The sequence below is a fragment of the Streptomyces sp. ML-6 genome, assembly GCF_030116705.1.
Taxonomy (GTDB): domain Bacteria; phylum Actinomycetota; class Actinomycetes; order Streptomycetales; family Streptomycetaceae; genus Streptomyces.
The window spans coordinates 3,734,006-3,760,943 of the sequence record NZ_JAOTIK010000001.1; the positions used below are offsets into that span (position 1 = coordinate 3,734,006).

General features: G+C 72.1%; 20 protein-coding genes. 11 read left to right on the forward strand and 9 right to left on the reverse strand.

Annotated features, from left to right (window positions below; genetic code table 11):
* Positions 1-312: 312 nt before the first annotated feature.
* Complete coding sequence (locus OCT49_RS16520) at positions 313-1,383, reverse strand: PucR family transcriptional regulator (RefSeq protein ID WP_283852654.1); 1,071 nt, start codon at positions 1,381-1,383, stop codon at positions 313-315.
* 264 nt (positions 1,384-1,647) lie between these two features.
* On the opposite strand from OCT49_RS16520, the gene OCT49_RS16525 reads away from it, so the two are divergent.
* The 5 genes from OCT49_RS16525 to OCT49_RS16545 all read left to right on the forward strand — a co-directional run bounded on the left by OCT49_RS16525 (position 1,648) and on the right by OCT49_RS16545 (position 13,566).
* Positions 1,648-2,328 carry a hypothetical protein gene (locus OCT49_RS16525; RefSeq protein ID WP_283852655.1) on the forward strand — a complete coding sequence of 227 codons (681 nt, stop codon included), beginning with the start codon at positions 1,648-1,650 and terminating at the stop codon, positions 2,326-2,328.
* Between the two features lie 131 nt (positions 2,329-2,459).
* A complete protein-coding gene (locus tag OCT49_RS16530) occupies positions 2,460-4,670 on the forward strand; it encodes a flotillin family protein (protein WP_283852656.1) in 2,211 nt (736 codons plus the stop codon).
* Between the two features lie 181 nt (positions 4,671-4,851).
* The gene (locus tag OCT49_RS16535; RefSeq protein WP_283852657.1) at positions 4,852-9,948 is read left to right on the forward strand and encodes a DNA repair ATPase; all 5,097 of its coding nucleotides are present in this window, start codon (positions 4,852-4,854) and stop codon (positions 9,946-9,948) included.
* A gap of 51 nt (positions 9,949-9,999) precedes the next feature.
* Entirely contained in the window at positions 10,000-11,997 is a 1,998-nt protein-coding gene (locus tag OCT49_RS16540) for an NAD-binding protein (RefSeq protein WP_283852658.1), read from the forward strand.
* A 234-nt stretch (positions 11,998-12,231) separates the two neighbouring features.
* A complete protein-coding gene (locus OCT49_RS16545; RefSeq protein WP_283852659.1) occupies positions 12,232-13,566 on the forward strand; it encodes a hypothetical protein in 1,335 nt (444 codons plus the stop codon).
* A 99-nt stretch (positions 13,567-13,665) separates the two neighbouring features.
* On the opposite strand, the gene OCT49_RS16550 is transcribed toward OCT49_RS16545, so the two are convergent.
* The gene (locus OCT49_RS16550) at positions 13,666-14,277 is read right to left on the reverse strand and encodes a beta/gamma crystallin family protein (protein WP_283852660.1); all 612 of its coding nucleotides are present in this window, start codon (positions 14,275-14,277) and stop codon (positions 13,666-13,668) included.
* Between the two features lie 287 nt (positions 14,278-14,564).
* On the opposite strand from OCT49_RS16550, the gene OCT49_RS16555 reads away from it, so the two are divergent.
* Positions 14,565-15,143, forward strand: a complete 579-nt coding sequence (locus OCT49_RS16555) for a 3'-5' exonuclease (RefSeq protein WP_283852661.1) — start codon at positions 14,565-14,567, stop codon at positions 15,141-15,143.
* A 144-nt stretch (positions 15,144-15,287) separates the two neighbouring features.
* Here OCT49_RS16555 and trpS read toward each other — a convergent pair whose 3' ends face one another.
* Together trpS and OCT49_RS16565 are read right to left on the reverse strand one after the other, a co-directional pair.
* The gene (gene trpS, locus OCT49_RS16560) at positions 15,288-16,340 is read right to left on the reverse strand and encodes a tryptophan--tRNA ligase (protein WP_283852662.1); all 1,053 of its coding nucleotides are present in this window, start codon (positions 16,338-16,340) and stop codon (positions 15,288-15,290) included.
* Positions 16,341-16,518: 178 nt separating this feature from the next.
* Positions 16,519-16,932 carry an ATP-binding protein gene (locus tag OCT49_RS16565; RefSeq protein WP_283852663.1) on the reverse strand — a complete coding sequence of 138 codons (414 nt, stop codon included), beginning with the start codon at positions 16,930-16,932 and terminating at the stop codon, positions 16,519-16,521.
* A 523-nt stretch (positions 16,933-17,455) separates the two neighbouring features.
* Here OCT49_RS16565 and OCT49_RS16570 point away from each other — a divergent pair.
* Together OCT49_RS16570 and OCT49_RS16575 are read left to right on the forward strand one after the other, a co-directional pair.
* On the forward strand, positions 17,456-18,334 hold the full coding sequence (locus OCT49_RS16570; RefSeq protein WP_283852664.1) for a DUF5753 domain-containing protein: 879 nt from the start codon (positions 17,456-17,458) through the stop codon (positions 18,332-18,334).
* On the forward strand, positions 18,331-18,537 hold the full coding sequence (locus OCT49_RS16575) for a DUF397 domain-containing protein (protein ID WP_283852665.1): 207 nt from the start codon (positions 18,331-18,333) through the stop codon (positions 18,535-18,537). The genes OCT49_RS16570 and OCT49_RS16575 overlap by 4 nt, the downstream gene beginning before the upstream one ends.
* Before the next feature lie 340 nt (positions 18,538-18,877).
* On the opposite strand, the gene OCT49_RS16580 is transcribed toward OCT49_RS16575, so the two are convergent.
* Positions 18,878-20,017: a Fic family protein gene (locus OCT49_RS16580; protein ID WP_283852666.1), complete on the reverse strand. Its 1,140-nt coding sequence runs from the start codon at positions 20,015-20,017 to the stop codon at positions 18,878-18,880.
* 246 nt (positions 20,018-20,263) lie between these two features.
* Positions 20,264-20,404 carry a DUF6126 family protein gene (locus OCT49_RS16585; RefSeq protein WP_283852667.1) on the reverse strand — a complete coding sequence of 47 codons (141 nt, stop codon included), beginning with the start codon at positions 20,402-20,404 and terminating at the stop codon, positions 20,264-20,266.
* 176 nt (positions 20,405-20,580) lie between these two features.
* Here OCT49_RS16585 and OCT49_RS16590 point away from each other — a divergent pair, with 176 nt between their 5' ends.
* The 3 genes from OCT49_RS16590 to OCT49_RS16600 all read left to right on the forward strand — a co-directional run bounded on the left by OCT49_RS16590 (position 20,581) and on the right by OCT49_RS16600 (position 22,991).
* On the forward strand, positions 20,581-21,672 hold the full coding sequence (locus OCT49_RS16590; RefSeq protein ID WP_283852668.1) for an LLM class flavin-dependent oxidoreductase: 1,092 nt from the start codon (positions 20,581-20,583) through the stop codon (positions 21,670-21,672).
* 5 nt (positions 21,673-21,677) lie between these two features.
* Complete coding sequence (locus tag OCT49_RS16595; protein WP_283852669.1) at positions 21,678-22,349, forward strand: FMN reductase; 672 nt, start codon at positions 21,678-21,680, stop codon at positions 22,347-22,349.
* Positions 22,350-22,565: 216 nt separating this feature from the next.
* Positions 22,566-22,991 carry a universal stress protein gene (locus OCT49_RS16600; protein WP_148831992.1) on the forward strand — a complete coding sequence of 142 codons (426 nt, stop codon included), beginning with the start codon at positions 22,566-22,568 and terminating at the stop codon, positions 22,989-22,991.
* A 107-nt stretch (positions 22,992-23,098) separates the two neighbouring features.
* Here the strand turns inward: OCT49_RS16600 and OCT49_RS16605 are convergent, their stop codons facing one another.
* The 3 genes from OCT49_RS16605 to OCT49_RS16615 are packed head-to-tail and all read right to left on the reverse strand — an operon-like array spanning position 23,099 to position 26,551.
* Positions 23,099-24,853 (reverse strand): hypothetical protein, encoded by a 1,755-nt coding sequence (locus tag OCT49_RS16605; protein WP_283852670.1) that lies wholly within the window; start codon positions 24,851-24,853, stop codon positions 23,099-23,101.
* Complete coding sequence (locus OCT49_RS16610; protein WP_283852671.1) at positions 24,828-25,832, reverse strand: hypothetical protein; 1,005 nt, start codon at positions 25,830-25,832, stop codon at positions 24,828-24,830. Before OCT49_RS16610 ends, OCT49_RS16605 begins: the two co-directional genes overlap by 26 nt.
* Positions 25,829-26,551 carry a hypothetical protein gene (locus OCT49_RS16615; RefSeq protein ID WP_283852672.1) on the reverse strand — a complete coding sequence of 241 codons (723 nt, stop codon included), beginning with the start codon at positions 26,549-26,551 and terminating at the stop codon, positions 25,829-25,831. The genes OCT49_RS16610 and OCT49_RS16615 overlap by 4 nt, the downstream gene beginning before the upstream one ends.
* Between the last annotated feature and the right edge of the window lie 387 nt (positions 26,552-26,938).

The window sequence follows — 26,938 nt, forward strand, 5'->3', positions numbered from 1 at the left end:
CCGGCGCCCGTGCGGCGCCCGGCCCCCTGCCTCCACCCGGCTCCGGCCGGAAGGCCGGGGCCGCCCACGGACCGGCCGACACCGGTCCCCCGAACCGCCGGGACCCCCGCGGACCGACCGACCACCGGTCCGTGCCCGGCAGGCCGGGGGTGCCCAACCCCCCTGCGCACCCCCGGCCGCTCACCCCCCGGCCCGGCGCCCGCTTCCCCGGCGGGCGCCGGAGCACCGGGGCCCGCTCCCCGCCCCGCCGTCACAGTTCCTTGGCGGGTCAGTCCTCCGTCGTCCCCGCTCCCCGCTCCCTGGCGGGCGTCGTCACAGTTCCTTGGCGGGCCAGTCCAGCAGCCGGGCCCCGATGACCGCCGTCTGCAAGGTGTAGCGGTGCATCGGGTCGGACGGGTCGGACCCGGTCAGCTGGTGTATTCGCTCCAGTCGGTAGGTGAGCGCCCGGACGCTCAGCGAGAGTCGGCGGGCCGTCTCGGCGGCCACGCAGCCCGCGTCGAAGTAGACGGCGAGCGTCTTCAGCAGGGGCACGGCGCCGCCGCGGGCCTGCTGGAGCGGGCCCAGCTCGTTGCGCACCAGATCCGCCATCGCCTGCCGGTCGCGGGTCAGCACCGGGTAGACCAGCAGGTCCGCCGCGTACAGCACCGGATCCTCCAGGTCCATCCGGTCCGCGAGGTCGAGGGCGTCGAGCGCCTCGTCGTAGGAGTGGACGACGCCGCCGGGGCCCTTGTGCGGGCGGCCGATCGCGACCCGGCCGCCGTCCGTCGCCGCGTGCGCCTGCTTGGCGAAGTACCGCAGGACGTCGGGCTGGCTGCCCGGCGCGATGCAGACCAGCCGCCCGTCCTTCGTCGTGATCAGGATCTTCCGGCCGCTGAACCGGGTGAGCAGCGCCGCCTCGACCGTGCGCGGCACGGAGTCGGTCTCCGTGTACGCCTCCGGGCCCGTGGCCACCGCGACCGCGTGGGCGCGCGAGAGCCGCAGCCCGAACCGGGTGGCCCGCTCGGCGAGCCGCCCCAGGTCGCTGCGCCCGTACAACAGGTCGTCGATGAACTCGCGGCGCGCCGCCTCCTCCCGTCGCACCGTCAGCCGCTGGGCCCGCTCGAAGCCCTCGGCGAAGGCGTCGACGGCCTGCTCGACCACGGTCAGCACCGATTCGGTGACCGCCGCGTCGGCGGTGGCGCCCAGCGGCCAGGAGGTGCGGGTCGCCGCGAGGTGCATGCCGACCAGGGCCCGCAGCTGGTACCCGGCCTCGGCGGCCTCCCGGCCCAGTCGGCGGCGGTCGTCCAGTTCGTCCCTGGTGAGACGGCGGCCGGTGGCGGCGGCATTGGCCAGGATCTGGACGTAGTCCCCCAGGCACTCCTCGGGAATCTCCGGCTCCGCCACGCGCTCTCCTCCAGTTCGGACGCGACTTCGACAACCACTCAACGCATATCGGGTGATGCCGGTGCCCGGCATCAAGGACGAGTAAAGATTGCCGGACTCCGGCAGTGCGACACCGGCCCCCCGAATGACACGATCCCTTCAGCACCACACGGGGGAAATACGGGGGAAAACGGGGGAAATCCCGGCTGCCGCGGCGCCGCTTCGCGCTGCCCACGACAGCCGGGATCACCCCCCGCCCGAACCGGAAGAGCAGGGGGAGGACCGATGCGGGAGTTCTTGAGCGCGGCAACTTCCTTTCCGGCCGTTCCGTTCGGAGCCGCCCTGATCGTCGTCGTCTTCTTCTGGCTCCTGGTGCTGGCCGGGGCCGCCGATCACCACTCCTTCGACGGGGACCTCGACACCGACCTCGCCGGGATCGGCGGGGTGCCGGTCACCGTCACGGTGTCCGTGATGGTCGTCGTCGGCTGGTTCACCAGCCTCACCGGCGCCGTCCTGATGCACCGCAGCGGCACCACCGGCCTCGCTCGGGCCGGATTCGCCTGCGCCGTGTTCGCCGGGGCGCTGCTGATCGGCTGGATCGCCACACGGGGCTTCGTGCGCTGCTTCCGCCGACGCTTCCCGGACGAGCCCCCGCCCTCGCGGCAGGACTTCCTCGGCCGGGTCTGCACCATCCGCACCGGCTCCGTCAGCTCCGACTTCGGCCAGGCCGAGGTCGTGGCGGCCGACGGATCCACCGCCGTCGTCCAGGTCAGACTGGCCGGACCGGCGGACGGCGCGGCCCTCACCGCGGGCAGTGCGGGACTGCTGTACGCGTACGACGACGCGGGAGAGTTCTTCTGGGTCTCGGCGTACGACAAGGCCCTGGACCCGGGACCGCCGCCGCCACCGCGACCACGCACGGCGCAGCGCACGGGCGCGCGCCGCACCCCACGCCGCACCGGCTGACCCGACCGGACCCCTCCCGGCACCACCCGCCGAGTCCCGTCGTGCCCGCCGCACGGTGAGCCGCCCGGCGCCCCGCCGCGCCGCCGGCCCCGCCGCTCCACTTTCTTCATCACCAGCCGCCAAGGACTGTCATGGATGCCATCACCTTGGGCTTCGGCGTGCTCGTAGCCGTCGTCCTGCTCATCGCCGTCGCCCTGCTCTTCGTCATCACCCGGCTCTTCCGCAAGGTGGAGCAGGGCAAGGCGCTGATCATCTCCAAGACCAAGAAGGTCGACGTCACCTTCACCGGGGCCGTCGTCCTGCCGGTGCTCCACAAGGCCGAGAGCATGGACATCTCGGTGAAGACCATCGAGATCCGCCGCACCGGGCGCGAGGGGCTGATCTGCCAGGACAACATCCGCGCCGACATCCACATCACGTTCTTCGTCCGGGTCAACAAGACCGTCGAGGACGTCATCAAGGTCGCCCAGGCCATCGGCACGGAGCGGGCCAGCGACAAGGTCGCGATCCAGGAATTCTTCGCCGCGAAGTTCTCCGAGGCGCTGAAGACCGTCGGCAAGCAGCTGGACTTCGTCGACCTGTACACCAAGCGCGAAGAGTTCCGGGACCGGATCATCCGGGTCATCGGGACGGACCTGAACGGCTACCACCTCGACGACGCCGCGATCGACTTCCTCGAGCAGACGCCGATGACGCAGCTCGACGGCGCGAACATCCTGGACGCACAGGGCATCCGCAAGATCACCGAGCTGACGGCGATCGAGCACGTGCGCACCAACGAGTTCCAGCGCACCGAGGAGAAGGAGATCACCCGGCAGGACGTCGACGCCCGCGAGACCATCCTGGAGCTGGAGCGCCGGCAGGCCGAGGCCGAGATCAAGCAGCGCCGCGAGGTCGAGACGCTGCGGGCCCGCGAGGAGGCCGCCACGGCCAAGGTCCAGGAGGAGGAGCGGCTCGGCGCGCAGGCCGCGTTCATCCGCACCGAGGAGCAGCTCGGCATCCAGCGCGAGAACCAGGCCCGGGAGATCGCCGTCGCGCAGAAGAACCGCGAGCGGGTCATCGCGGTGGAGAACGAGCGGATCGAGAAGGACCGCCTGCTGGAGGTCATCGGGCGCGAGCGGCAGACCGAACTCGACCGGATCGCCGCGACGAAGGAGGTCGAGGCCGAGCGCCGCGAGGTCGCCGACGTGATCCGCGAGCGGATCGCCGTGGACCGCACGGTCGCCGAGCAGGAGGAGTCCATCAAGACGCTGCGGGCCGTCGAGGAGTCGGAGCGCACCCGCAGGTCGGTCATCATCGCCGCCGAGGCGGAGGCCCAGGAGAAGCTGGTCAAGGACATCAAGGCCGCCGAGGCCGCCGAGGCCGCGGCCGCCCACCTGGCCGCCGAGCAGCTGACGCTCGCCGAGGCCCGGCTGAAGACCGCCGACCTGGACGCGCAGGCCAAGCTGCGGCTGGCCGAGGGCATCCAGGCGGAGTCCGCCGCACCCGGCCTCGCGGAGGTCCAGGTCCGGGAGGCGGAGGCCGACGTCATCGAGAAGGCCGGTCTCGCCGAGGCCGAGGCCACGTCCGCCCGGCTGAAGGCCGAGGCGGAGGGCGCCCGGCTCAAGGCCCTCGCCGAGGCGGAGGGCACGCAGGCCCAGGCGGTGGCCGACGCCGCGATGATCGGCGAGAAGCTGAAGGCCGAGGCCGCGGGCCTCACCGAGAAGGCCGCCGCGATGGCGGCGCTGGACGACGCCTCGCGCGGCCACGAGGAGTACCGGCTGCGGCTCGCCGCGGAGAAGGAGATCCGGCTGGCCGCGCTCGACGTGCAGCGGCAGGTGGCCGAGGCCCAGGCGACGGTGCTGGCCACCGGCCTGGAGAACGCCGACATCGACATCGTCGGCGGGGAGTCGGTCTTCTTCGACCGGCTGGTCTCGGCCGTCTCGATGGGCAAGGGACTCGACGGGTTCGTGGAGAACTCGGACACGGCGAAGGCCCTCGCCGGCCCGTGGCTGAACGGCACCTCGTCGTTCACCGAGGACCTGACCCGGATGGTCGGCTCGGTCTCCACGGGCGACGTCCGCAACCTGACGGTGTCGGCGCTGCTGACCCGGATGATGCGGGCCCCGGGGGCCGGCGTCGCGCCGGGACAGGTGCAGCAACTGCTGACCGCAGCCCGGGAGTTGGGCCTCGCCGATGCGCCGGTCTCCGCGGTGACCGGGGCGCTGGCGGCGGGTGACGCGTCCGCGCTCGTCAAGGCAGCGTCGTCGTCGGCCGGGACCTCCGTACCGGCCGAGGCTTCGGCGGCGGGTGACGCGGCCACGGTGCCCGCGGCCCACAACGGGACACCGGTCGCCCCGTAACGACCACCCGACCGGTCCGGCCCGGGGCCCACCGCACAGGCCCCGGGCCGGACCACCCCGTAGAGAACCGTCCGGAACCGTACGGAACCGTATGGAACCGTCTGGAACCACCCGCCCCGCGCCCCTCTCACGCCTCACCCGCCCCGCACACCTCTCGTACCTCGCAGAAAGAGCCGCACGGATGGACACCGACACCACGACCGAGACGCCCACCGGCGGCCCCGTGGACGCGGGAACGTACGACGTGCTGCGCCGCCGGCTGGGCGACCGGGCCGCCGAACTGGCCCGCTGCGCCGAGGCGCTCAACGCCCGGCGCACCGAGGAGTTCGGCTCGACCGAGCTCCGGCTCACCGGCACCGAGCAGATCCGCACCGAGCAGGCGTCGGTCCCCCGCGACCTGGTGGCCGTCGGCGGCCGGCTGCTGTTCGGCTTCGAACGGGGGCCGGGCGCGACCGGCACCGCCGAGGTGTCCGACGTACTCACCCTGTACGGGCCCGAGCTGGACGCCCCCGTGCCGGGCGGGCCGCCGGCCGACGAGGACTTCGTCCGCGAGTTCACCGCCCTGCACCGCTACTACCGCGACGCCCGGCTGCTGCGGCTGCGCCGGGTGGACGGGAAGCTGCTCGCGGTCTTCCGCACCGGCGAGAGCGCGGACGGCATCCGGGTGCTGCGCTGGGCGCTCGCCGCGGACGGTTCGCCGGGCGCCTTCCTCGACGCGCGCGGCGACCGCGACCACGTCTTCCCGCCGTCGCACGACTTCACCTGGACCGTCGCGGGCCGCGAGTCGCACGTACCGGGCCGGCACCCGCACATCGCGGTGGGCGGCGACGGCGACGGCGCGCAGGCCGTGCTGTTCGTCGACACGCTCGGCGGCACCCTCACCGTCAAGACGGAGAACGACACCGACACCCCGCACGGCATCTACGAGGAACCGGTCACCGAACCCCTCCAGTCCCTCGCCGACGCCGAGGTGGAGCACGCCACGATCGGCCCGCTGGTCCTGCTCCGGGTCCGCCCGTACAACGAGGAGACCTGGCGGCACCTGGTCTTCAACACCCTGCTCGGCACCGTGCTGCGGCTGGACGGCATCGGCCCGGCCTGCCACCGGCTGCCGGAGGACCAGGGCATCATCTTCCCCGGCGGCTACTACCTCACCACCGGCACCGCCAAGACCTTCGACATCGCCGAGCCGCTCTCCGCCCCGGTCTTCGAGGGCGCGGTCCGCTCCCCGAACGGCGAGGACGTCCTGTACGTCTTCCGCTCCCCCGACGACGGCCGCAGCCTGCTCCTGCCGTACAACCTGATCCGGCAGGAGGTCGCCACCCCACTCCAGGGCCGCGGCCACGCCCTGCTCGACGACGGCACGCTCGTCCTGCTGCGCACCACCGCCACCGGCGACGAACCGGCCCGGGTCCACCAGGTGCAGCGCTGGCACACCCCGTACGTCTCCGACACCCACGCCGCCTCCCGCCCCGCCGCCGACGGGCCGCTGGCCCGGGTCGGCAACGCCGATCTGGTGCGCGGCATCTCCGACTGCCTGGCCCTCGCCCACGGCGCCACCGAGACCACCCCGACCGCCGCCGTGTACGCCCGGCTGGTCGCGGACTGCGTCCGCGCCACCGACCGCTACCACTGGCTCACCGACCCCGAACTCGGCACGCTCGCCGAGCCGTTGGCTGAACTCAGGGCCACCGCCGAGCAGGTGCTGACCGAGTTCGAGACGGTGCGGGAGCTGACCCGGCAGGCCGCCGACGCGCTGACCGAGGCCACCGAACACATCACCGCGCTCGTCCGCCGCAGCCGCGGCGAGGTCCCGCGCACGGCCGCCGAATGGGTGGAACGACTCACCGAACTGCGCCGCGCCCACGGCCATGTGTCGACCCTCGCCGAGATGCGGTACGCGGACACCGAACGCATCGCGGAACTCTCCGCCGACACCGCCGCCGACATCGAGGCGGTGGCCCGGCGCGCCGTCTCCTTCCTCTCCCGGGACGACGCCTTCGCCGGCTACCACGAGGACATCGCCCGCCTCACCGCCGAGGCGTCCGCGCTCGCCACCGTCGCGGACACGGCGGCGCTCGGCGACCGGCTGACGGAGACGACGGAGGGGCTCGGCACCGTCACGGACGTCGTCGCCGGGCTCGACATCGGCGACGCCACGGTCCGGACCTCCATCCTGGAGCGGATCGCGGAGGTGCTCGGCGGGGTCAACCGGGCCCGCGCCACGCTCGACGCGCGCCGTCGCGAACTGCTCGACCACGAGGGCCGGGCCGAGTTCGCCGCCGAGTTCGCGCTGCTCGGGCAGGCCGTCACGGGGGCGATCGCCGCCGCCGACACCCCGGACGCCTGCGACGACCAGCTCGCCCGGCTGCTCGTGCGGCTGGAGGACCTGGAGTCCCGGTTCGCCGAGTTCGACGACTTCCTCACCGAGCTGGCCGAGCGGCGGGCCGAGGTCCACGAGGCGTTCTCGGCCCGCAAGCAGACCCTCCAGGACGCCCGCGCCCGGCGGGCGGAGCGGCTGGCCGACTCCGCGGCCCGCATCCTGGAGACGGTCTCCCGACGGGTGTCGGCCCTGCCCGACCCGGACGCCGTCCACACCTACTTCGCCTCCGACCCGATGGTCGCCAAGATCCGCCGCACCGCGGACGAGCTGCGGGAACTCGGCGACCCGGTGCGCGCGGAGGAACTCGACGGGCAGCTGCTGGCCGCCCGCCAGGAGGCCGGCCGGGCCCTGCGCGACCGCAGCGAGCTGTACGCGGACGGCGGCGCCACGATCCGGCTGGGCCGGCACCGGTTCGCGGTGAACACCCAGCCCTTCGACCTCACGCTCGTCCCGCACGGGGACCGGCTCGCGTTCGCGCTCACCGGCACCGACTACCGGGCGCCGGTCACCGACCCGGGGTTCGAGGAGACCCGCCCGTACTGGGAGCAGACCCTCCCCTCCGAGTCCCCGCACGTCTACCGGGGCGAACACCTGGCGGCCCGGCTCCTGGCCGAACGGGGCGCGGACGCCCTGGCCGCCCTGTCCCCGGACGAACTCGCCGCGCTGGTACGGGAGTCGGCCGCCGCCGCGTACGACGAGGGCCATCAGCGCGGGGTCCACGACGAGGACGCCACCGCGATCCTCGCCGCCCTGCTGCGCCTGTACCCCGCGGCCGGTCTGCTGCGCCGGCCGCCCGCCGTGCGCGCGGCGGCGCAACTCTTCTGGGCGTACGGCACGGACGGGAGCCGGCGCGCCTCGTGGACCCGGCGGGCGGTCTCGCTCGCCCGCGCCCGCGACACGTTCGGCCTCGCCCCGGCCGTCGCCGCCCTCCAGCGGGAGTGGGCGGACGTCATCCGCTCCGACAACTCCTGGGCCACCCTTGCGGTTCGGGACGACAGCACCGGAAAGGACGGCCCCGGCAGCGGCGACACCGCGTCCGACGGCTCCGGGCCCGAAGGCACCGGGGCGGTCGACCCGGCGGCCGTCGCCGAATACCTCTTCGAAGAATTGACAAGTGGCCCGGCCGGTTTCGTCACCAGCGCCACCGTCCGCACGTTCCTGGACAAGTTCCGCCGTACGACCGGTACTTCGGCCTACGACGAGGACCTGGCCGCCCTCGCCGACGACCTCCCCGCCCGTCGCCAACTTGTCGAGGGCTGGCTCACCTCGTACGCCGCCGCGAGCGGCACTCGACTCGATCCGGGGGATTTGGCGGAGTCGGTCGCCGTGGAGCTGTGCCCGGAACCGGTGCTCGAGCGGTACGAGTGCGAGGCCCCGCTCACCGAGCGGGTGGACGGCCTGCTCGGCACCCATCCGCGCATCGACCGGGGCACGCTGACCGTCCGCATCGACGAACTCCTGGCCCGTACCGCCGAGTTCCGTGCCCGGGTCGTCCCCGGCTTCCGCGCCTACCAGCGCCGACGCACCGCCCTGGTGGACGCCGAGCGGTCCCGGCTGCGGCTGGACGACCTCCGGCCGCGCGTCATGTCGGCGTTCGTCCGCAACCGGCTGCTGGACGAGGTGTACCTGCCGCTGATCGGCGACAGCCTCGCCAAGCAGATCGGCACCGCCGACGCGGACCGGCGCACCGACTCGCAGGGCCTGCTGCTGCTCGTCTCGCCGCCCGGCTACGGCAAGACGACGCTGATGGAGTACGTCGCCGACCGGCTCGGCCTGGTCCTCGTCAAGATCAGCGGACCCAACCTCGGCCACGACGTGACCTCGCTCGACCCGGCCCAGGCCCGCACCGCGACCGCCCGCCAGGAGATCGAGAAGATCAACTTCGCGCTGGAGTCCGGCAACAACACCCTGCTCTACCTCGACGACATCCAGCACACCTCGCCCGAACTGCTCCAGAAGTTCATCCCGCTCTGCGACGCCACCCGCCGCATCGAGGGCGTACGGGACGGCGAACCGCGCAGCCACGACCTGCGGGGCAAGCGGTTCGCGGTGTGCATGGCGGGCAACCCGTACACGGAGTCGGGAGCCAGGTTCCGCATCCCCGACATGCTCGCCAACCGGGCCGACGTCTGGAACCTCGGCGAGGTGCTGAGCGGGCGCGAGGACGTCTTCGCGCTGAGCTTCGTGGAGAACGCGCTGACCGCCAACCCGGTGCTCGCCCCGCTCGCCGGGCGCTCCCGCGAGGACCTCGCCCTGTTCGTACGGCTGGCCTCCGACGTTCCCTCGGCGCGCGCGGACCGGCTCGAACACCCCTACCCGCCCGCCGACGTGGAACGGATCGTCGCCGTCCTGCGCCATCTGCTGACCGCCCGGGAGACGGTGCTGGCCGTGAACGCCGCGTACATCGCGTCGGCGGCGCAGACGGACGCCACCCGCACCGAACCACCGTTCCGGCTCCAGGGCTCCTACCGCGACATGAACAAGATCGCGGCGCGGATCGTCCCGGTGATGAACGCGGCGGAGCTCGACGCCGTCATCGACGACCACTACGCGGGCGAGGCCCAGACCCTGACCTCGGGCGCCGAGTCGAACCTGCTCAAACTGGCCGCACTGCGCGGCCGGCTCACCGCCGAACAGTCCGCGCGCTGGTCGGAGATCACCGCCTCCTACGTGCGCACGCAGGCGCTCGGCGGCCCGGACGGCGACCCGATGACCCGGGCCGTCGCCGCGCTGGGCCTGCTCGCGGACCGGATCGCGGCGGTCGAATCGGCCATCGTCCGGGTCGCCGACCCGCGCCACCTGCTCACCAACCCGCAGGCTCGGTACGCGGCGCCGCGTACCGAGCCGCCGCATGCCGAATCGCCGCATGCCGAACCGCCGCCGGAAAACCGCTGACGGCTGCTCGTCCGACACCCGGCGGTCACCCACGGAGGAGAGGAGCAAGGCATGCTGGGACACGTGACCCAGTTTCCGCAGCAGCCCCAACGTTCCCCGTTCGGCGGACACATGGTCGTCTGCGGCGACGACGCGCTGGCCCGGCGGCTCGCCGTCGAGCTGCGCTACGTGTACGGGGAGCGGGTCACCCTCGTCCTGCCGCCCGGCCGCGACGACCGCAGGCCCGAACTTCCGCTGACCGGGCGGAGCATGGCGGCGGCGCTGTTCGGCCGGATGTCCTCGGCGATGAACCGGACCGGCGGTGCCGGCACCGGCACCGGCGGGGCCGCCGCCCTCGGGGACGACACCAACGCCGGTGTCGAGGCCGTCCGCATCACGGAGGCGGCGGAGCCGTCCGACGAGGTGCTGGAGGAGGCGGGCGTCGGATCGGCCGCCGCGCTGGCGCTGGTCTACGAGGACGACGAGCGCAACATCCGTGCCGCACTGACCGCCCGCCGCATCAACCCCCGCCTCCGGCTGGTCATCCGGCTCTACAACCGCAAGCTGGGCCAGCACCTGGAGGCCCTGCTCGACCAGGCCGCCGCCCTCGCCACCCCCGGCCTGGACCAGGCCGCCCTGGACGCCTCCACCACCGTCCTGTCCGACGCCGACACCGCGGCCCCCGCCCTCGCCGCGACCGTCCTCACCGGCTCCAGCAAGGTCATCCAGGCGGAGGGTCTGCTGCTGCGCGCCGCCGAACGCACCCCGCCCGGCGAGGGACAGATCGCCGACCCCGGCCTGTGCACCCTGGCCCTGCTCTCCTCCACCACCCATGACCCGGCGGGCACCGAGGGATCCGACAGCAGCGGCGCCGAGGGCCCCCAACTCCTGCCGGACGACCGGCAGTTGTCCGACGCCACGGACCGGGGCACGGTGGTCCTGGAGGCGATCAGCCAGGCGGGCCCGTCCGGACCGCCGACCCGGATGGGCGGCCGCGGGGCCCCGCTGAGCCAGGTCTTCTCGCGGCGGCTGCGCTGGTCGGCGCTGGGCGTCGGCCTGGCCGTGGTGGGCCTCGCCGTCGCCTCGACGCTCACCACCGGCGACGACCCGCTGCACGCCGCGTACCTCACCCTGCTCGACCTGTTCGCGATGGGCGACCCGGCGACCGGCGAACCGACGGCCCGCCAGCTCATCCAACTCCTGTCCGGGGTCGCCGGGTTGATGCTGCTGCCGCTGCTCGTGGCGGCCGTGCTGGAGGCGTTCGGCTCGATCCGCACGGCGTCGTCCCTGCGCCGCCCGCCGCGCGGCCTGTCCAACCACGTGGTGCTGCTCGGCCTCGGCAAGATCGGTACGCGGGTCCTCGTCCGGCTGCGCGAGCTCAACATCCCGGTGGTGTGCGTGGAGGACGACCCGGACGCGCGCGGCATCGCCGTGGCCCGGCGACTGCACGTGCCGGTGGTCCTGGGCGACGTCACCCAGGAGGGCGTCCTGGAGGCGGCGAAGATCCAGCGCGCCCGCGCACTCCTCGCCCTGACCAGCGCCGACACCACCAACCTGGAGGCCGCGCTGTACGCCCGCTCGGTCAAGCACGACCTGCGCGTGGCGCTGCGCCTGTACGACGACGAGTTCGCCACCGCCGTCTACCGCACCCTGCGCACCGCCCACCCGCAGGCCGTGACCCGGTCCCGGTCCGTCTCCCACCTGGCCGCCCCGTCCTTCGCGGTCGCCATGATGGGACGCCAGATCCTGGGCGCCATCCCGGTCGAGCGGAAGGTGATGCTGTTCGCGGCGATAGAGGTGGCGGGCCATCCGCAACTGGAGGGCCGCACGGTGGAGCAGGCGTTCCGGGCCGGTGCCTGGCGGGTCCTCGCCCTGGACGCCACCCCGCCCGAGGACCGCCTCCCGGACCTGGCCACCCCCTCCCCCGTCCCCCCGGACCGCCCGTCCGGCCTGGTGTGGGACCTGCACCCCGGGTACGTGCTGCGCCCCCAGGACCGCGTGGTGATCGCCGCGACCCGCCGCGGCCTGGCCGAACTGCTGCGCAGGCGAAGGAACATGGCACCGAGGTGAACGCCCGGCGCCGGGCGCAGCAGCGGCGACCGCGCCCGGTGGCCCCGGAGAACACGGCCACGGTGGTGCGCGACGAACACGATCCCGGTGGCGCACGGAGCGCCGGCGATGCGGCAAGCGTCGTCGCCGAGCCCGGCCCCTCGACATGGCGCTGCGCAGAGGCGTGCTATAAGAATCTTTGGTGATCTTGTGGGGGGACCGGATCATGGGTACCTCCCTGCCGGAGGGGGGCAGATGAAGTCCGTGAAGAAGGCCGTCGTCACGGTGATGGCGGCCGGGATGCTGGCAGCCTGCAGCGGAGGCGGCGACAGCGCGGGGAACGACTCCACACCGAGCGCCGCGAAGTCCCCGAAACCGGCGGTGAAGGCGCCGAAGGAGTTCGACACGTCCAAGGGCTGGCAGCAGAACATCAGCTGGCCGGACGGGGACGAAACGGAACTGCCGGTGGAGGCCGCGTCCAAGGCGGGCGTCGTCGCCTTCCTCCAGAAGAAAGGCGAGAAATACGTCGTCGAGGCCCGTGAGGCCGCCACCGGCGCGCTGCGCTGGAGCAGTCAGCCGTGGCAGCCTCCGGCCCCGGGCAAGAACGTGGCCCCGGACTCGTCGCACCTCCCGCAGCTCCTCGTCGTGGACCAGGACGACCGCGAGTACATCGCCGTCTGGGCGTGGGCGCCCTCCTTCACGGAGGACGACACGTTCTCCCTCCTCCTCTACCCGGCGGACTCCTCCGGGAAGGAGATCTCTCCGGCCCGCACCTTCTCGATACCGATGCCTTCCCATGACAAACCGAGGGTCGTCGACGGCGGGAACGGGCTCCTGGTCCTCTGGGAGGACAGCAGACCGGGCGCGGACCGCACTACGGCGATCGACCTGTCGAAGGGCCGCGTCACGAAGTACGAAGAGCTGGAACTTCCTTGCGGTGAGGACGACCTCCAGCCCTGCAAGGGCCCGGTGGAAGCGCTCTCCCCGGACGGTCCGGTCGTGCAACTCCCGGTCCACGGTGGCTTCGGTGTCCCCGGCGCCTGGCACTCCGGCGACGCCGTTCCCCCGGGCAGCAAAATACACAACAGCAAGTACAAGAGCGGCCGGGTGACGGAAGTCCTCGGCGGTCACGTCCTGTCCACCTGGTTCCCCGAGAACGGGTACGGAAATCAATCGGTGACGGCCGTGCACGACCTGAAGTCCGGGAAACTGGTGGCGTCCACACTGTGCGCATCGGAGTCGTCCGGCGAGCGCCGCAAAGCCGTCCTGTCGCCCGACGGTCGCCATGTCGTTTCGGACAGCGTCGCCGTGGACCTCGAACAGGGCAAGGCACGCTGCTTCTACGAGGGCGGCGACGCGGATCCCATCCGTCTGACGTCCGTGGCCGACGGCACCGCATACGGTTATTCCCGGGCGGACGGGGAATCCGAAAAGCCGGTCACCGTCGCACTCGACACCGGGCAGGTCAAGCCGCTGCCCCAGGGCACCGAGATCCCCTCCCTGCTGCTGGCGGACACCGGAGGGTTCGTACTGAAGCTCGCGGAAGGCAAGGGGCAGGGGCGGCAGTTCGTCTTCCACCCCCGTCGCTGACCTCACCGCGCGGACATCCCGCCCGAACGCGGGTGGGCGCGACCGGAGGCCCGGTTGCGCCCACCGCCGACAGCCGGGGCCCCGAGCCCCGGAACAACCTCAGCGGATGGCCTCGCCGCGGGCCTTCAGCCGGAAAGAGGTGGCCTGGTCGTTCATCGCTTCGCCGACCCAGTCCGCCCAGTCATAGGTATTGCTGATCCCTTTGAAATTGGCGCTCGAATAAAGCACGATGTAGCAGTTGTTCCACGTCTGCACGGAACTGGTCATGTCGTCGAAGTTCATGTCGTCGAGGTTGGTCATCTCGGCGTCCCACTTGCCGTCGTTCTTGCACGGCTCGCTGAGCGCGTATCCGATGGCACGCCCACCGAAGTGGCCGTGCTCGTAAAGCTGGGCGCCGGTGTATTCGCCCATCGTCGTGACGGGGCCGTTGAGAGTCTTGTTCATCCGGGCCTGGAACTTCTTGTCCGTGGCCGCCTTCTCCGGGGCCGGGGCGTCGGTGATCCGGCCGCCGCTCAACACGGCCATGTACTCACGGAAGGTGTCGTAGCAGGTGGTCTTCCCCTCACTGACCTTGACGACGCAGTAGGAACCGGTCTTGGACCCAGCGGCTTCGGGGGTCGGGACCGGGGCCGCACCGGCCGGGGTCGGCGCCAGGAGGACGCCCGCACAGGCAGCAGCCGCCAGCCCGGTCACACCGGTTCTCACTCTCATGCTCATGCTTCTCCTCGTTCCAGCAGGGCGAGGGCCCAACCACCCAACCCGGTAAGGCCGTTCACCAGGCGATCCTGTCGGCACGGAAGAGGGAGCACATGCGCGGAAGGTTGCCTGGTACCTGCGCGATGTCCGCCCGCCGAAGCCCATCAGGCACACAAGCCCGCCGGGGCCGGGCCGAACTGCTGCGCAGGCGTGGCTCGTCGCCCTGCCGCTGAGCCACGAGGGCCCGGGTGGCCCGGGAAATCCCGGTGCCGGACCGCATCCCCGGTCCCTACCCTCATCCCATGGAAACAGGACCGGAACCGGAACTCCTGAACGTCATCGACATCGAGGCGACCTGCTGGGACGGACAACCGCCGCCCGGGGCGGTCAGCGAGATCATCGAGATCGGGCTGACGGTCGTCGACCTGCGGTCGGCGGAGAGGGTGGCACGCCACCGGATCCTGGTCCGCCCGGCCCGGTCCACCGTCAGCGCGTTCTGCACGGAGCTGACCGGCCTCACCCAGGCGGAGGTGAGCACGGGCCTCCCCTTCGCCGACGCCTGCCGGCTACTGGCGGCCAAGCACCGGGCCGGGACACGGCCGTGGGCCAGCTGGGGCGACTACGACCGCAACCAGTTCACCCGCCAGTGCCGGGCCACCGGCACCCGGTACCCGTTCGGCCACCGCCACACCAACGCCAAGCTCCCCTTCACCGCCGCCCACGGACTGCGCAAGCGCCCCGGCATGGCCCGGGCCCTGGAGATCGCGGGCCTCCCCCTGGAGGGCCGCCACCACAGCGGCGCGGACGACGCCTGGAACATCGCGGCCCTGATCCTGGACCTCGCGGCCCGGGGCGCCTGGCCGGATGAGCCCACCACCTGACGGGCCGGCCGGGGCACCCCGTGAAAGCACCGTCCGGGGCACCGGCCGGGGCACCCGCCCGCCACACCCCCGGACCTCCGGCACTCCCCGGCCCCCGGCACGCTCCAGCCCCTCGGCACGCCCCGGCCCCCGCCACGCCCCGGGTCAGAGCATGCCGCCCATGGCCCCGCGCACCTCGTCCAGCGTCGCCCCGGCGATCTCGCGGGCGCGCTCGTTCCCGGCCCGGAGCACCGACCGCACGTACCCCATGTCGCGCGCGTACTCCGCCCGCCGGGCCCGGATCGGCGCCATCCTGGCGTTGACGGCCTCGGTCACCGTCCGCTTGAGGGCCGCGGCGCCGCCCCCGCCGATCTCCTCCGCCACCGCGTGCGGGTCGCGGTCCAGGCAGAGCGCCGCCAGCAGCACGAGCGACGACACCCCGGGCCGGTTCTCGGGGTCGTACGTGATGTGCCGCTCGGCATCCGTCTTCGCGCCCTTGACCAGCCGGGCCGTCTCGTCCGCGGTGGCGCCGAGCGCGATGGAGTTTCCCCGGCTCTTGCTCATCTTGGTGCCGTCGGTGCCGAGGAGCAGGGGCGCGGTGGAGAGCAGTGCGTCCGGTTCGGGGAACACCGCCCCGTACCGCTCGTTGAAGCGGCGGGCGACGGTCCGGGTCACTTCGAGGTGCGGCAGCTGGTCCTGCCCGACCGGCACCAGGTTCCCCTTGCAGAACAGGATGTCGGCGGCCTGGTGCACGGGGTACGTGAACATCAGCCCGCTGACGGCCGACTGCCGGGAGTGCGCGATCTCGTCCTTGACGGTGGGATTGCGGTTCAGCTCCGCGACGGAGACCAGGCTCAGGAACGGCAGCATCAGCTGGTTGAGCGCGGGCACGGCGCTGTGGTTGAAGACCGTCGAGCGTTCCGGGTCGATCCCGGCGGCCAGGTAGTCCAGCAGCATCCCCTCCATGTACTCGCCGAGCCGGTCGGCGACGTCCCGGTCGGTGAGCACCTGGTAGTCGGCGATGATCACGAAGACGTCCACCCCGAGCTCCTGGAGCCGGACGCGGTTGTGGAGGGTGCCGAAGTAGTGCCCGAGGTGCAGCGGCCCGGTGGGCCGGTCCCCGGTCATCACCCGGAACTTCTCCGGGGCCTGCCGGATCCGCGCCTCCAGCCCGGCGACGCGCTGCTCGGTCGATGCGGTGGTGACGGTGCTGCTCATGGGTTTCTCTCCTCGCGAGTGCTGGTTGCGTGGAGGACGGCCCGCCGTGATCACCGGCATCCGTACCCGTACGAGGGCAGAAAGAAGGGCCGTCCATATCGAACGGCCCTGATTCCGTGCAGAGGGGGAGGTGGCCGCTCCTAGAAGGAGCGCCACCAGTTTCGGCACGGTACGGAGGTCATGGGGCGAGCCTAACCGAACCGAACTCTGCCCACACGACCTTTCCGGGCCCGCGCCGTGCCCCGTACCCCCACCGGTCCGCCAGCGCATCCACCAGTACCAGCCCCCGCCCGCCACACGCTCCGGGCTCCGGCTCGCGCACCTTGGGCGGCGCGTCCGAGGCATCGTGCGCCTCGATCCGCACCCCGTCGCCCAGCGGCCGGAACCGGGTCTCGATCTCCCGCCCCGGCGCGACCCGGGCGTGCTGCCCGGCGTTGGTCAGCAACTCGGAGAGCACGAGCACCGCGGACCCCTCCCACTCCGAGAGCCCCCAGCCCGCGAGCGCGGTACGCAATTCCGCCCGGGCCAGTGACACACAACGCGGATGCCGGCTCCAACGCAGTACGACGGTACGGTCCGCCGTCCCGCTCATCGCCCCACCGCCCCACCGCCCCACCGAGAACCGGGATCGGCCCCGCCTCGTTCCCTCGCCGAGCCAGCCACCACACCCGCCGCCACTCCCGGCGGAACCCGTTCTCGACGCGCGCCGATCGAGCGATCTCGGCTTGAACCGCCTTCAGTTGGATCCGTTGAGGGGCGGGGAAGCAGGGCCGTTCAAACTCACCGCACTGCCACTCCCCGCCCGGCCGTCGGGTTGAGGAACACCGGAGTGATCCGAGGAATCGGACGATAAAATCCACCACGCCGACGCTCCTTTGCAAGCGTTGGCCACGCCCCCGGACCGGTGCCACGGTCGCGGGGGTCCTTGCTGCCACACAGCGATCCACACAGTGCACACTGTCGTGTGCGCTGCGTGACGCAACCACGCTAGGCGTGTTCGAATCACTACCGCAAGCGCCACGCTCGCAAATTTGCGACTTTCGAGTGTGCCGGGTGGACGTGACTCTGCTTCCACTCAAATCGGCACACCATGACGGACGTTGAAGGGAGTCGGGATGCCCGCAGGTGGGAGGCCCACCGTTCGAAGTCGACGACTTGGAACGGCACTGAAACGCCACCGCGAAGCGGCAGGGCTCGACCAGGCCGCCGCGGCCGAGGCAATCATGAAGTCGGTCAGCAAGGTGAGTCGCATGGAGAGCGGCCTGGTGTCGGCTTCGGCCTTGGAGGTCCGTACGCTTCTCGACCGTTTCGACGTCCGGGACCCCGGGGAGCGGGAACGGCTGGAACGCTGGGCCCGCGCGAGCAATGAACGCGGGTGGTGGCTCGACTACCAAGAGACCGTACGGCCCGACTACGCGGACCACATCACGCTCGAAAACGACTCCACCAACATCCGGTCGTGGGAGCCTGCTCTCATCCCCGGGCTCTTGCAGACGGCGGAGTACGCGCGTTCCGTGATCACCTCCGGGCCGACGTTCATCTCACCCGACCGAGTCGATCAATTGGTCAAGGTGCGGCAGGAGCGGCAAAAGAGAATCGAAGCGGGCGGAACGCACTTCACAGCCATTATCTGGGAGCCCGCCATCACCGCCCTCGCTGACAACCCCGCCATCGGCACCGGTCAGTGGCTGAGACTTCTCGAAATCGGACAGCGGCAGAACGTCACCGTCCAGATGCTCCCGGCTGCCGCCAGCAAGGTCGCCGGGATGTCCGGCCCCTTCGTGGCCTTTTCATTCGGGGTGGAGCCGAATGTGGAGGCGATTGCCGTGCGAAACGTGGCCAACACATCCGTGGTCGAGGCGCCGGAAGACTTGGCCCTCTACGCCAACGTCTTCGACCAACTACGCTCAGCAGCCATGTCCCCGCAGGAGAGCGCCGGGCGCATTCGGCAGTTCCTCCGCAACGCAGAGCAGCCTACGGAAGAGGCATCATGACCCCCGAGATCACCTCTACGTTCAGCAAATCGTCCTACTCGGATCAGCAGGGCGATTGCCTGGAGATAGCCGAAACCGCCCACGGTGGCCGCGCCATCCGGGACAGCAAGGGACTCGCCGGACCTCTCCTGCACCTCGGTTCCGGCCCCTGGTCTGCATTTCTTGACGCGGTGAAGACAGACGCATTCTCCGCTGACGCCTGATCGATCCCGGTCCGCACGGCGGACGGGGGCCAGGCCGTACGGCAAGGTCGAGAAGATCACCGGCAACAGCTGACAGAGGCGATACGTCCTCCGACCACGCGTCGCCGGACTCCGACCGGGCCTGCAACGGCTACGCGTCCGGGTCCCGGGCCAGGAGCTGGTCGAAGACGCATCGATCACCGTCGAGCTTCGGGGAGGAGACGATCAGCGTCGTCCTGCCGAGAGGTTCTTCATTCATCAACTGGTGTGAGCAGAAACGACGTCAGGACGCGGGCTTGGACCCGTCCACGGGCGAACCCTGGGACCATGCCTCTGGGACCGTGGTCTGCGGCCCGCGAGATCATGTGGCGTACGGGTTGCTGATGGTGTGATGCCGACGTGCCGTGGCCAGCACCCGCTCCGGGAACCGTGGTCCCGCGATGTAGTGGCGGCCCTTCGTCCGGCCCACGGCCGTCAGCAACTGTGCCTTGGTGAGTGCCTGCAGATCCCGCGTGGCCTGCTGCGTGTTGAGCGCTTCGGCCTTCTCGTACCGGCTGCGCCGCACCCGGCCGGCCATGGCCACCTCGTGCAGCGCGGTGACCTGCCGCTCCGTGACGCCGTGTGTACCCGTCTCCTCCATCAGCTGCACCCAGCAGTCGTTGGAACGGTCGACACGGCGTTGCACCCGTTGGGTCTGCTGGTGGTGGGCGAGCAGGTTGAACTTGATCCAGGGCAGGGTGTCGCGCTCCGGTGACCAGACCGGCCCGCCGACCTCTCGCAGCACCTTGTAGTACTCCCAGGTGTTGCCCGGCATGCCCAGCCACTCCTCGATCGAGGAGAATTCGGGGGCGAGAACACCGCCGCGCGCGATGAGGAGGGTCTGCAGCGAACGGGACATGCGGCCGTTGCCGTCGGACCAGGGATGGATCTTCACCAGGTTCAGATGCGCCATGGCGGCCCGGAGCAGCACATGACTGCCCAGGTCGCCTTCGTTGAGCCAGTCCACCAGCTCGCTCATGAGCCCGGGAACCTGCTCCTGATCGGGGCCTTCGTAATCGGTGGCGAGCTCGTCGCCCGGTGCGGTGATCCGGATCGAGGTCCTGCGCCACTGCCCGGCGAGCTTGCGGGGGTGATGATGCCCCTGGAGCATCCAGTGCAGGCTGTTGAGGAGTTCCTTGCTGTAGCGGAAATCGATCACATCGTGCAGTGACTGGATATACGTCATGGCCTGCTGGTAGGCCAGTGTCTCCGCCTTGTTCTCGTCACTGGCCTCGACCTCGCGCTCGCCGTCCATCAAGTCGGCGACGTCCACGGCATCGACCCCGTAGCCCTCGATCGTGTTCGACGCCGCGATGGCACTGGCCGTCAGAGCCTTGCGCAGGTCAAGGGTCCACTTCATCGGAACCTGCTGCACCGCGTGCCGCAGTTGTTCGCGCAGACCGTCGATCTGCTCCAGGACCTGAAGGTCGGCCGAATCCAGGCGTGGCATCCCATACAACATGATGGAATGATACCCAGAAACTATCATTCCTGTCCGATGCGCCTCTCCAGAAGCGTTCGGCGGTGGCGAGTTCCCGGACGGCCGGGCAAGCAGGCACAGGGTCGTCCCGCAGGTGTCGCAGCCCGAACCGACGCAGTGGACCCCGCCCCCGTCGATCCGCAGGAACATGCCCCAGCGGGGCCAGGGGAGCCGAATACAGGCGGGTCGTCGTCGATCCGGCCGCGGACCCGCCCCGTTCCGCCCGGCTCACTTCTTGGCGTGCTCTCCGACGTAGAACAGGATCCAGACGAAGCCCGCGAAGAGGTGCGTGGCGAAGACGTACACGAAGACGCGCAGCGCGACGCCGCGCTCCTTCCAGCGCTCACTCCCGCCGCTGCTCTCGCCCACAGTTCCGCCGCCTCCGTCCGGGTCCGGGTCCTGTCTCCTCGGCCCGCGCGCACCGACCAGGGTACGCGCGGGCGGAACCCCTCCGCGGACCGTGGAATAGGTCAGGGGGGCGCTCCGTTGTAGGATGCGTCCACATAGTTCAACGTTCAACCAAACTAGGTTTCTGGAGGCGGGCCATGGAGTTCGGCATCTTCACCGTCGGAGACGTCACCACCGACCCGACGACCGGCAGGACCCCGACCGAGAACGAGCGGATCAAGGCCACGCTCGCCATCGCGCAGAAGGCCGAGGAGGTCGGCCTGGACGTCTTCGCGACCGGTGAGCACCACAACCCGCCGTTCGTCCCGTCCTCCCCGACCACCACGCTCGGCTACATCGCCGCCCGCACCGAGAAGCTGACCCTCTCCACGTCCACCACGCTGATCACCACCAACGACCCGGTGAAGATCGCCGAGGACTACGCGACGCTCCAGCACCTCGCGGACGGCCGCGTCGACCTGATGATGGGCCGCGGCAACACCGGACCGGTCTACCCCTGGTTCGGCAAGGACATCCGCCAGGGCATCCCGCTCGCCATCGAGAACTACGCCCTGCTGCACAAGCTGTGGCGCGAGGACGTCGTCGACTGGGAGGGCAAGTTCCGCACGCCGCTGCAGTCCTTCACCGCGACCCCGCGCCCGCTGGACGGCGTCCCGCCGTTCGTCTGGCACGGCTCGATCCGCTCGCCGGAGATCGCCGAGCAGGCCGCGTACTACGGCGACGGCTTCTTCCACAACAACATCTTCTGGCCCATCGAGCACACGAAGAAGATGGTGAACCTGTACCGGCAGCGCTACGCCCACTACGGGCACGGCACCGCCGAGCAGGCCATCGTCGGCCTCGGCGGCCAGGTGTTCATGCGGAAGAACTCGCAGGACGCGGTACGGGAGTTCCGCCCGTACTTCGACAACGCGCCGGTCTACGGGCACGGCCCCTCCCTGGAGGACTTCTCCCGGCAGACGCCGCTGACCGTCGGCTCCCCGCAGGAGGTCATCGAGCGGACCCTGTCCTTCCGGGACGCCGTCGGCGACTACCAGCGCCAGCTGTTCCTGATGGACCACGCGGGACTGCCGCTGAAGACGGTCCTGGAGCAGCTCGACATCCTGGGCGAGGAGGTCGTCCCGGTGCTGCGCAAGGAGTTCGCCGCCCTGCGGCCGGCCGGAGTCCCGGACGCCGCCCCCGTACACCCGGCGGTCGCCGCCGCCCGCACCGCCACGAAGGAGGTCTGACCACCGTGTCCACCGAGCCCACCGCGTTCGTCACCGAGCCGCTGCGGATCGTCGCCGTGTCGGCGGGCCTGAGCAGCCCCTCCTCCACCCGGCTGCTGGCCGAGCGGCTGGCCGGCGCCGCCCGCGAGCGGCTGCTGACCGAGCAGGACCGCGCCGTCGAGATCCGCGTGATCGAGCTGCGCGACCTGGCCGTCGACATCGCCAACCACCTGGTGACCGGCTTCCCGCCGGCCGCCCTGGACGAGGCGGTCAAGGAGGTGACGCAGGCGGACGGCCTGATCGCCGTCTCGCCCGTCTTCACCGCCTCGTACAGCGGACTGTTCAAGTCGTTCTTCGACCTGATCGACCACACGGCGCTGACCGGCAAGCCCGTCGTCGTCGCGGCGACCGGCGGCACCGCCCGCCACTCGCTGGTCCTGGAACACGCGATGCGCCCGCTCTTCGCCTACCTGCGGGCCACCGTCGCCCCGACGTCCGTGTACGCGGCGTCGGAGGACTGGGGCTCGTCCGGCGACGAGTACACCGACGGCCTGCCGTCCCGCATCCGGCGGGCGGGCGGCGAGCTCGCGGCCATGATCACGGGCGGCCGGGCCCGCTCCGGGGCGTCGCGGACGCCCGGGCTCGACGACGAGGTCGTGCCCTTCGAGCAGCAGCTCGCCGACCTCCGCCTGGACTGACCGCGTCCCTCGCGGCCGGGCAGTGCCGGGCCCGTGCCTCGTGCTGTCCGGCCGGGCCCCTCCCGGCCGGACCGGTGACCCGACCGGACCGGCCGCAGGACCCCGCCCCCGGCAGCCCCGCCCGGTTTGATTAGAGTTGGGGCGAAAGATGCGTCGTGCGACTTTCTTTCCGTACGACGCCTCTGCGCACTGAGCCGAACCGAGCTGGAGGCAGTGATGGGCAGGATCGTGGTGGGCGTTGACGGCTCCGAGTCGTCGATCAAGGCACTGCACTGGGCCGTGCGCCAGGCGGAGCTGACCGGTGACACGGTGGAGGCCGTCAACAGCTGGGAGTACCCCGCGACGAGCTGGGCGTCGATGATGCCGGGCATGCCGGAGGACTTCGACCCGCAGGCCCTGGCGACCGTGTCCCTCAACGAGGCGCTGGAGGAGGCCCTGGGGGCCGAGGGCGCGGCGGCGATCAGCAAGATCATCGTGATCGGCAACCCGGCCCAGGCCCTGCTGGACCGGTCAAAGGGCGCGAACCTGCTGGTCGTCGGCGCGCGCGGCTACAGCGGCTTCAAGGCGACCCTGCTCGGCTCGGTCAGCCTGCACGTCACCCAGCACGCGACCTGCCCGGTGACAGTCGTGCGCGACGCGTGACGCAACGCGGGATGCGACGCGTGACGTGACGTGACGCGGGAAGGGGGCTGCCCGGCCGACTCCGTCGGTGCAGGGCAGCCCCCTTCTCCGTACCCGCCGGTGCGCGCTCAGGCGTTCCGGCGGACCGGAGGCGGTGGCGAGGAGGGCTTCGGCAGCAAGGGCCAGGTCCGGGAGAGCTTCATCGCCGCCTCGGTCACCGCGGGATCGCTCGACCGCTCCACCACCCCCTCCAGGAAAGCGTGGGCCGCCGCCTCGTACAGCTCCTCGGTGGCCCGCACCCGGGCGTCCACCGCCTCCCTGCGCCGGTCCGCCCGCTCCTGCGCCGTCTCGGTGAGCGAGCGGGCGCGGTCGGCGGCGATCCGGGCCTCCTCCCGCTGCCTGACCCGCTCGGCCCGGCGCTCCAGGGCCGACCGGTACGCGTCCAGGTAGGGGTGCTCCCTGAGCAGCCCCAGCAGGAAGCCGATGCCGCCGGAGAGGAAGAGCAGCGCCACGAACATCCAGGTGATGGTGTGCGGGGCCAGATGGAGGCTGTCCACCAGCGTCTGCTGTTCGGCGAGGTCCCCCGCGCCCTCGAACTCGCCGATGTCCGGCGGCGTCTCGAGGGAGTCGGGGCGCCTGAGCACCAGCCTGGCCCGCAGGTCGCCCAGGGCCCAGCCGGAGAACCCCCAGACCCCCAGCAGGGCCAGCGCCGGAAGGGCGGCGGCCCTGAGGGAACCGGTCGCCGCCCGGTTGCGCAGGGTCCGCCCCGCCAGGTGCGGCAGCAGCACCATCAGCACGGCGGTGGAGATCGCCAGGGTGCCGGACAGGAAGTCGCTCTCGTTGCTGCCCGTGCCGTGGAAGGGCTGGAAGGCGACCCAGTAGATCGGTATCTCGACCGCCGCGATGGCCAGGAGCATGGCCCAGGTCAGCCAGGCGGGCAGGCCCGGACGTGTCGGCATGCCCTCCCAGCCCGGTTCCTGGTCGGGCGGCGGGACCACGCCGCCGAGGAGCTCCGGCCCCCGCTCCCCCAGCGGGGCGGCACCCCGGCCGTGGACGGGCCGGCCGGGGTCCGTGTCCCCGGCGGGATCGAGCGACTGCCAGTCGTCGTCGGCCGCACCGTCGTCCGGCACCGGCGCGGGTGCGGGTGCGGGGCCGGGTACGGGTCCGGTCGCGGGATCGCGCCCGTCCCGCCCGGCCGGGTCCGCCGTCCGGCGGGCGGCCCCCTCGTCGCCGTCGTCGCCGTAGCCGTCGTTGCCGTCGCCGTCGCCGTCGCCGGGGAACTCCGCGTCCGGGAACCGGGCCCGGATCCAACGGCGTTCGACCCGCTCCCGGACCCCGTCGCGGAACCGGTCCCACCGCACCGCACGGGCCGCGAGCCGGTTCAACTGGCGCCAGGAGGACCGGACCTGCTCGTCGGCCTCCCGCAGCAGCTCGTCCTGGAGGCGGCTCTCCACCTCGGCCGCCTCCACGTCCGACCTGGCGCGCGCGTCCCGCAGCAGCTCCCGCTCCTCCCGGTCCGCCGCCTGCTCCCACAGCTGTGCCCGGAGCGTGTCGCGCACGGAGGCGAGTTCGGCGAAGTAGGACGCCCGGCCCGCACTGCCCAGCACCCAGGGGTCGAACGCCCCCGACCGGACGGTCCGGCCGCGCACCAGGAGCCGCTTCCTGCTCACGGCCTCCTTGGCCCCGCGCCTGCGGGCCTGCTCGATCAGCCGCCGCTGCTCCCGGTCCGTGAGGACCAGCGGGCGGCGCTCGGGCCCCTCGTCCGGGGCGGTGACCCGGCGGTCCGCGCCCCGGCGCCCGTCCCTCCCGCGCAGCGGCCCCGGAACCCTGGCCCGCCGCCGGCGCGGCTCCCCGGGGTCACTTCCGGTAGTCGTCGTGGACATGCGCCTTCGCCCTCCTGCTCAGGATCTCGGACCAGAACGCGTCGAACGGCCGGTACTCGCTCGGCCTGGCGTCGTGGCGCATGCCGTAGCCGACGGGGTAGACGTCCATCCCGGCGATCCCCGGCACGCCCCTGGCGCCGAGCAGGGTGTCGACGGCCCGTTCGCGGCTCTCGTCCGTCGCGATCTCGCTCACCCGGAGCGTGAACTCCTTGTCGGCCTGCTCGAAGTCGCTCACCACCAGCAGGCTCGGCGTCTCCTCGCCGGACGGCATGGCCTCACCGATCCGCGCCAGGGCACCGAGCACGTCCGAACCACCCTGGGTACGGGCGCACTCGAGCATGGTGAGCGCGCCCCGGACCGCCAGGATCCGCGCCGACCTGCGCAGGCGGTCGCGGTCGGTGGTCTCGTCGGCCGGCGGGTCGAGGTCGACGTCCCCGACCCGGCAGGAGGAGGTCTGCGACGAACGGGTCACCGGCGCGAACGCGAGGGTGCCGCAGTCCCGGTCGGTCAGGAAGGGGACCAGGGTGGACTTGAGCTTGGCCTCGGCGTCGAAGCCCCGGCCGCCGGCCGCCCCGGAGCCCGATCCGTCGATGACCAGCCCGCACGGCGTGCGGGGGGCGTCGGCCTCGGCGGAAGCGGTGCAGCCGGTGACGGCCGCGAACGACACCGCGAGCGACGCCGCGAGCGCCAGGGCGCGGGCGGTACGCCGGAAGCGGGCGGTGTTCGGGGGGCGGGCGGTGTGCGGGAAACCACCGGTACGCAGGAAACCGCCGGTACGCCGGAAACCGCCGGTACGCCGGAAGCGGCCGGACCGGCGTGGCGGCGATATGGCGGCAACGGGCGGACGACCGGGCGGATGGGGCACGTTCATGGCTCTCTCCGTGTTCGTGCGGGGGTTCGCGGTCTCCTGGAAGGCGTCGGCGGTCACCGGCCCTCGTGCGGCGCGCACCGGGGCGGCGGCCGGGTCCGGGCGGGTCATCCGTGCCCCCGTCCCGCCCCCGCCGGGGCGCCGTTCCCGGCCCCCCGTACGGGCTGGGCGTCGAGGACGGCCAGTGCGCGGGTCACCGGGTGGCCGGCCCGGTCCGGGGCCGGGGAGGGCCACACCCCGCCGTCCCCCCGCAGCCAGTCGTCGGTGTGCTGCCAGGACGCGTCGAGAACGACCCGGCCGGGCAGCCAGTGCGGGCCGCACGACGGGAGCTCCCCCTCCCCCGGCAGCGGGTGAAGACTCGTCAGGACGGCCGTCCAGTAACGGGCGAGCCGCTGGTTCGCCTCGTGGGTCAGGACCGCGGCCCGGGACCGGCACACCCCCGCCGAGGCCCGCCACACCCCGATGAGTTCGCCGTACCGGGCGAGGGCGGCCGGCGCGGGCTCCCGCAGCTCCTCGTACCGGGTGGCCACCCGTACCGACTCGGAGTGGATCCGCGCGCACAGTTCGCGCTCCTCGTGCAGCAGCCGCGCGCGCAGCCGGTCGGCCCCGCGCGACGCGCTCGCCCGGATGCCCTGCACGTGCGGGGTCAGCAGCTCCGGGAACTGGTCGGTGACGTCGTGCGGCAGGTCGTCCGGGTGCGGCAGCGCGGCGATCCGGTCCCGGAGGCCGGGCGCGTCCCTGCGGCCCTGATGTCGGTCGTGAATTGCCGTGACCCGGTGGTGCCAGGCATACCGGGCCGAACTGATGAAACCATTCGTGTCGGCTCTCATGGCGGAATCCCCTTCCCCCGCGCGACCGCCTCCCGACGACCGCCCTTTTCCTCCGTCCGGGCCCGCTGCGGCGGCCCCTTCCGAACGGCACGGCCCGGTCGTCGCTCCCACCGTTCCGCGCCTTCCGGCGCATCGCCGGAAGAGCCCCGAAGCCGACTCGGGGGAACGGACCGCAACTGGCCGGACAATAGAAATTACCGGCCTTTCACCTGCGCATTCGGCCCTGCGGGCATTTCCCGGAATGCGTCCGGAACGGGCCCGGAAAACAACCGGACGGCACCCGGAAACGCCCGGAGAACAACCGGGAGAAATGCGCCGCGCCCGGCCCGGCCGCCGGATACTCGTTGACGGGGGACGCCGTCGGCGCCCGGCGGCATCCGCCGGGTG

Coding starts and splice junctions, on each gene's coding strand:
- OCT49_RS16530 (WP_283852656.1), top strand. CDS start 2,460: ATGGATGCCATCACCTTGGGCTTCGGCGTGCTCGTAGCCGTCGTCCTG.
- OCT49_RS16605 (WP_283852670.1), bottom strand. CDS start 24,853: ATGTCCACGACGACTACCGGAAGTGACCCCGGGGAGCCGCGCCGGCGG.
- OCT49_RS16565 (WP_283852663.1), bottom strand. CDS start 16,932: ATGAGCGGGACGGCGGACCGTACCGTCGTACTGCGTTGGAGCCGGCAT.
- OCT49_RS16545 (WP_283852659.1), top strand. CDS start 12,232: ATGAAGTCCGTGAAGAAGGCCGTCGTCACGGTGATGGCGGCCGGGATG.
- OCT49_RS16575 (WP_283852665.1), top strand. CDS start 18,331: ATGACCCCCGAGATCACCTCTACGTTCAGCAAATCGTCCTACTCGGAT.
- OCT49_RS16590 (WP_283852668.1), top strand. CDS start 20,581: ATGGAGTTCGGCATCTTCACCGTCGGAGACGTCACCACCGACCCGACG.
- OCT49_RS16540 (WP_283852658.1), top strand. CDS start 10,000: ATGCTGGGACACGTGACCCAGTTTCCGCAGCAGCCCCAACGTTCCCCG.
- OCT49_RS16615 (WP_283852672.1), bottom strand. CDS start 26,551: ATGAGAGCCGACACGAATGGTTTCATCAGTTCGGCCCGGTATGCCTGG.
- OCT49_RS16535 (WP_283852657.1), top strand. CDS start 4,852: ATGGACACCGACACCACGACCGAGACGCCCACCGGCGGCCCCGTGGAC.
- OCT49_RS16570 (WP_283852664.1), top strand. CDS start 17,456: ATGCCCGCAGGTGGGAGGCCCACCGTTCGAAGTCGACGACTTGGAACG.
- trpS (WP_283852662.1), bottom strand. CDS start 16,340: ATGAGCAGCACCGTCACCACCGCATCGACCGAGCAGCGCGTCGCCGGG.
- OCT49_RS16525 (WP_283852655.1), top strand. CDS start 1,648: ATGCGGGAGTTCTTGAGCGCGGCAACTTCCTTTCCGGCCGTTCCGTTC.
- OCT49_RS16550 (WP_283852660.1), bottom strand. CDS start 14,277: ATGAGAGTGAGAACCGGTGTGACCGGGCTGGCGGCTGCTGCCTGTGCG.
- OCT49_RS16555 (WP_283852661.1), top strand. CDS start 14,565: ATGGAAACAGGACCGGAACCGGAACTCCTGAACGTCATCGACATCGAG.
- OCT49_RS16600 (WP_148831992.1), top strand. CDS start 22,566: ATGGGCAGGATCGTGGTGGGCGTTGACGGCTCCGAGTCGTCGATCAAG.
- OCT49_RS16610 (WP_283852671.1), bottom strand. CDS start 25,832: ATGACCCGCCCGGACCCGGCCGCCGCCCCGGTGCGCGCCGCACGAGGG.
- OCT49_RS16580 (WP_283852666.1), bottom strand. CDS start 20,017: ATGTTGTATGGGATGCCACGCCTGGATTCGGCCGACCTTCAGGTCCTG.